This window comes from Methanobrevibacter oralis, from assembly GCF_001639275.1.
Classification (GTDB): Archaea; Methanobacteriota; Methanobacteria; order Methanobacteriales; family Methanobacteriaceae; genus Methanocatella; species Methanocatella oralis.
The window spans coordinates 1-4,260 of sequence record NZ_LWMU01000105.1 but is presented as its reverse complement, the minus strand read 5'-3'; the positions used below and the strand labels follow the sequence as shown (position 1 = coordinate 4,260).

6 protein-coding genes are annotated in these 4,260 nt (G+C 28.3%); 4 read left to right on the top strand and 2 right to left on the bottom strand.

Going from position 1 to position 4,260, the window contains the following annotated elements; genetic code table 11:
- Window positions 1–116 precede the first annotated feature (116 nt).
- Window positions 117–329, bottom strand: coding sequence for a hypothetical protein (locus MBORA_RS11230; protein WP_042694103.1), 213 nt, complete (start codon window positions 327–329; stop codon window positions 117–119).
- Between the two features lie 309 nt (window positions 330–638).
- Here MBORA_RS11230 and MBORA_RS08810 point away from each other — a divergent pair, with 309 nt between their 5' ends.
- From MBORA_RS08810 to MBORA_RS11465, 4 genes are all read left to right on the top strand, one after another.
- Window positions 639–1,046, top strand: a complete 408-nt coding sequence (locus MBORA_RS08810; RefSeq protein WP_042694101.1) for a translation initiation factor IF-2 subunit beta — start codon at window positions 639–641, stop codon at window positions 1,044–1,046.
- A 27-nt stretch (window positions 1,047–1,073) separates the two neighbouring features.
- Window positions 1,074–2,117, top strand: coding sequence for a 60S ribosomal export protein NMD3 (locus MBORA_RS08805; protein WP_042694098.1), 1,044 nt, complete (start codon window positions 1,074–1,076; stop codon window positions 2,115–2,117).
- Window positions 2,118–2,125: 8 nt separating this feature from the next.
- A complete protein-coding gene (locus MBORA_RS08800) occupies window positions 2,126–3,094 on the top strand; it encodes a tyrosine--tRNA ligase (protein WP_063720558.1) in 969 nt (322 codons plus the stop codon).
- A 172-nt stretch (window positions 3,095–3,266) separates the two neighbouring features.
- Window positions 3,267–3,497, top strand: a complete 231-nt coding sequence (locus MBORA_RS11465) for a hypothetical protein (protein ID WP_063720559.1) — start codon at window positions 3,267–3,269, stop codon at window positions 3,495–3,497.
- Window positions 3,498–3,509: 12 nt separating this feature from the next.
- On the opposite strand, the gene tmk is transcribed toward MBORA_RS11465, so the two are convergent.
- Window positions 3,510–4,088, bottom strand: coding sequence for a dTMP kinase (gene tmk / locus MBORA_RS08790; RefSeq protein ID WP_042694097.1), 579 nt, complete (start codon window positions 4,086–4,088; stop codon window positions 3,510–3,512).
- Between the last annotated feature and the right edge of the window lie 172 nt (window positions 4,089–4,260).

Genomic DNA, 4,260 nt, shown 5'->3' with positions numbered 1-4,260 from the left:
AATCGATGAATCAATTGCACATACGTGCAATCCTTTAAATGAAGGCATTTCATCTAATTTTGATCATAAATACTCGAAACTAAATCATCATTCATGTCATATATAAACTTGTGGATCTATGAATTGCCTTTTTTCCGAAACTGCTTGTTTACTAATTCTAACACCCCATATCTTTTGTTTCCGTTCTTAAAAAACGATTTATCTCCAAAGAAGTCGGATAAACTTAATTTTCCTTTCCGAGTAAATGCAACATCACTTAATAAATATTTTCTGTTTATAAAATTATTAAAATTTCCTAATTTTCCACAAACTAAATTTTCAAAAACCATTACAAAACAACCCCTTAATCCAACTATAATCAGTTAAAATAAACTAATATTCTTAAATAAATATTTAAAATTACTAATTAATAAAACTAACTATTAAAAATACTTAAAATTAGATATAAGTAAATTAAAAATTTATATAAAAGAAACAAAAATATTAAACAAAAAATTTAAATAAAACAAGGCAAAAATTAAAAAAAAATAAGATATTGAAAACCTTAGCTTGACAGCAATGAGGTAAACAATAACTTAATAAATGATTAAAATCAAAATTATTATATTATATTTATACTAATTTTATGGAGAGATAATATGGATGAATATGAAGAATTATTAGGAAGAGCAATAGACCAATTACCTCCTGAAGTATTTGAACACAAAAGATTTAAAATCCCTAAAGCTTATTCAGATATCCAAGGTAATAGGACATTTATTAAAAACTTTAAAGAAGTTGCTGAAGATTTAGACAGAGACCCACAACATGTATTAAAATTCTTAATGAGAGAATTAGGAACAGCAGGAAATATTGAAGGTCAAAGAGCAATTTTACAAGGTAAATTTACCCATTATTTAATAAATGAAAGAATTGAAGACTATGTAGACAAATATGTAATTTGCCACGAATGTAATAGGCCAGACACTAAAATTATCAGAGAAGGTAGAATATTTTTATTAAAATGTGCTGCATGCGGTGCTACAGCTCCTTTAAAAACATTATAATACCTTTTTTACTTATTTTTTGATATTATGTTTTGTTTAGAATGTGGAAGTACCGATAAAAAAATGATTGGAGACATCTGCATAGACTGTTTTTTAAAAGATTATCAAATGATTCAAATACCACATAGAATCGAAGTTCAAATTTGTAGCCATTGCAATAGTAAGCTTGAAGAAGGAAAATGGTTAGATGAAAATATTCCTGAAGAAGAAGTAATATATCGTGCACTTGAAAAAAATATTACAATCAATGATTTGGTTGAAAATGAAATTATTAACCTTAAAATTGAACAACTGAAAGGTACTATTGCTATTTGTTATGTTGAAATTCTAGGAGAAGTTCATGGGCAAAAAATTGATGAAAATCATGATGTTGAAGTTAAAATCCTTAAAAGTGTTTGTCCAACATGCAGTAAAATTCAAGCAGGATATTATGAAGCAGTTATACAATTTAGAGCGCATAATAGAGAAATAAAAAATGAAGAATATGAATTAGCTGATAAAGCTATTGAGAGAATTTTAATAAGACAATCAAAAGTAGACAAATTAGCTTATTGCCCTCAAATAGCTACACTAAAAGAAGGTCGTGATTACTACATTGGATCTTTAAAAACAGCTCGAAAAGTAGGTGAAAGCTTAAAAGATGAATTTGGTGGAATCATAAAAGAATCTCCTAGACTTATTAGTGAAGATAAATCTACAGGCAAAGGTCTTTATAGGATTTGGATTTCCATTAGAATTCCAGAATTTGAAATTGATGATTTTATAAAATATGAAAATAGAATCCTGCAAGTAAAAAGTATTAATAAAAATAGGATTATTGGAACAGACATTAAAACAGCTAAAAATCATACTATTCCTATGAAACATTTAGAAGATATTAAACTTCTTAAAAAAGCAAATGAAATAGAAACAACAACTATTATATCAAAATCTCCGAAAAATTTACAAATATTAGATCCATCTGATTATTCGGCTGTTGATTTAGAATTGAAAGATGGATTCCAAGATTATAATATTGGCGATGAAATTAAACTTATTAAAATTGATAACTACATTTATTTGGTAAACTAAGTGATAAAATGAATATTGATGAAAAAATTCAGTTAATTGAAGAAAATACTGCAGAAGTCATAGATATTGAAGATTTGGAAGAAGTTCTTAAAAAAAAACAACCTATAGCTTATACTGGTTATGAACCTTCTGGTAAAATCCATTTAGGACATGCTGCAACTGTTCAAAAACTTAAAACACTTCAAAAGTTAGGTTTTAAAATTAAGATTCTTTTAGCTGATTATCATGCTTTTTTAAATGGAAAAGGAAGTATTGAAGAAATAGCTAAAACTGCTGAATACAATATGCACTGCTTTAAAGCATTGGGACTTGATGATACAACTGAATTTGTGTATGGATCAAGTTTTCAATTAAAAAGAGATTACACAGATAAAGTTTATAAATTAGCTACAATGACCACTTTAAAAAGAGCTAGAAGAAGTATGGATCAAGTTAGTCGTCATGATGATAATCCAAAAGTGGCTAGTGTAGTTTATCCAATTATGCAAACAGTTGATATGGCAGCATTAAATGTTGATATTGCTCTTGGTGGGATGGAACAGAGAAAAATTCAAATGCTTGCACGTGAAAACCTTGAAAAAATTGGTGAAAATACTCCAGTTTGCATTCATATTCCATTATTACACGGTCTTGATGGAGACGCTAAAATGTCTTCAAGTAAAGGTAATTACATTGCTGTTGATGATTCCATCGAAGTAATAAGTAAAAAGATTAATAAAAGCTATTGTCCACAAAGAGAAATTGAAGATAATCCTATGATTGAAATAGCTGAAACATTCGTATATCCCAACCAAGACACTTTGCTTATTAAAAGAGCAGAGAAATTTGGTGGAAATATAGAACTTAATAAAGAAGAATTACTTAAAGAATATAGTGAAGGTAACTTACATCCAATGGATTTAAAAAATGGAATTAAAGATTTTTTAATTGAATTCTTTGCTCCAGTTAGAAAATATATGGAGGAAAACAATGTCTGAAGAAAACTTTGAAATGATTTTACCTAATGGTGTTAGTGAAGCAATGCTTACAGATGTCCTTAAAAAATTTCAAGTAAATTATGAACAATCAGAACAAGGCCCTGCATTAACAGGACACCCAGATGAACTTGAAAATGTTAAATTATATATTTCACAAGCTATTCACGATGAAATGAATAAAATTAACGATGATACACCTGTAGCTGAAGGCGAGTATCAGATGGGACTGCCTAATGGTGTTGGTGAAGCTATGCTTGCCCATGCTATTGATAAATTCGATGTTAAACTTGAACATAGTGAATATGGTCCTAAATTAATTGGACAATACAGTGAACTTATGAAAGCAAAAGAGTACATTACCCAAGCTATTGAAAAAAGGTTAAAAGAATTAGGTGGAAAATAACTCCTCCTTTTTCTATAAAATACAATCCGGACAAATGCCTAAATACGGAGCTACTGCCTTTTTAATATCTGACGATACCTTATTTACTCCATTATTTGCATTAATAATTTCATGTCGATAATTTTCAACAAGTTTTAAATAATTATCTTTAACATTAGTTAAAAATCCTTCATTTTCAAATTCATCTTCACCAGAACACCTATTAACTGAAATATTTACATCCAAATCTAAAAGTAAAAGAAGATCAGGTGTTTTAGCATATTTATTAATATCTGCAATCCAATTAGCTGGTGTTTGATAAGCTAAACTTGAAATATAAGATCTATCTGAAAGGATTATCTTATTCTCATCTGAAAGCTTATCCATAATAAGCATACGATCTGCAGCAAATAATAATCCTAATGTTTTTTGGATTCTATCATTAGCAGCATCTGGTCTTTGTAAAATTTTTCTAATTAATTTCCCAATTTCAGAATCAGTTGGTTCCACTACTGTTTCAACACTAAATCCATTGTCTTCCAACCATTTTTTCAATAGCTGAATTTGAGTTGATTTACCAGCTCCATCGATACCTTCAAAAACAATATACATAGTAAATAATTTTGATGGAAATATTATAAATAAATAAGCATGAGTGGGACTGTCAATTTGTTAGGTCTTGATTTCGGTTTTCGATCCAACCATTTTTTCTTGACATAATATAAGCAAACATGCCTTCAGGAGTTCTATAAATTCTTTTTGTGTGTTTATCTAATGTATTTCC

Excerpts from the sequence above, each read along its gene's own strand:
- MBORA_RS11465 (WP_063720559.1), top strand. The coding sequence starts at position 3,267 with ATGAATAAAATTAACGATGATACACCTGTAGCTGAAGGCGAGTATCAG.
- tmk (WP_042694097.1), bottom strand. The coding sequence starts at position 4,088 with ATGTATATTGTTTTTGAAGGTATCGATGGAGCTGGTAAATCAACTCAA.
- MBORA_RS11230 (WP_042694103.1), bottom strand. The coding sequence starts at position 329 with ATGGTTTTTGAAAATTTAGTTTGTGGAAAATTAGGAAATTTTAATAAT.
- MBORA_RS08805 (WP_042694098.1), top strand. The coding sequence starts at position 1,074 with ATGTTTTGTTTAGAATGTGGAAGTACCGATAAAAAAATGATTGGAGAC.
- MBORA_RS08810 (WP_042694101.1), top strand. The coding sequence starts at position 639 with ATGGATGAATATGAAGAATTATTAGGAAGAGCAATAGACCAATTACCT.
- MBORA_RS08800 (WP_063720558.1), top strand. The coding sequence starts at position 2,126 with ATGAATATTGATGAAAAAATTCAGTTAATTGAAGAAAATACTGCAGAA.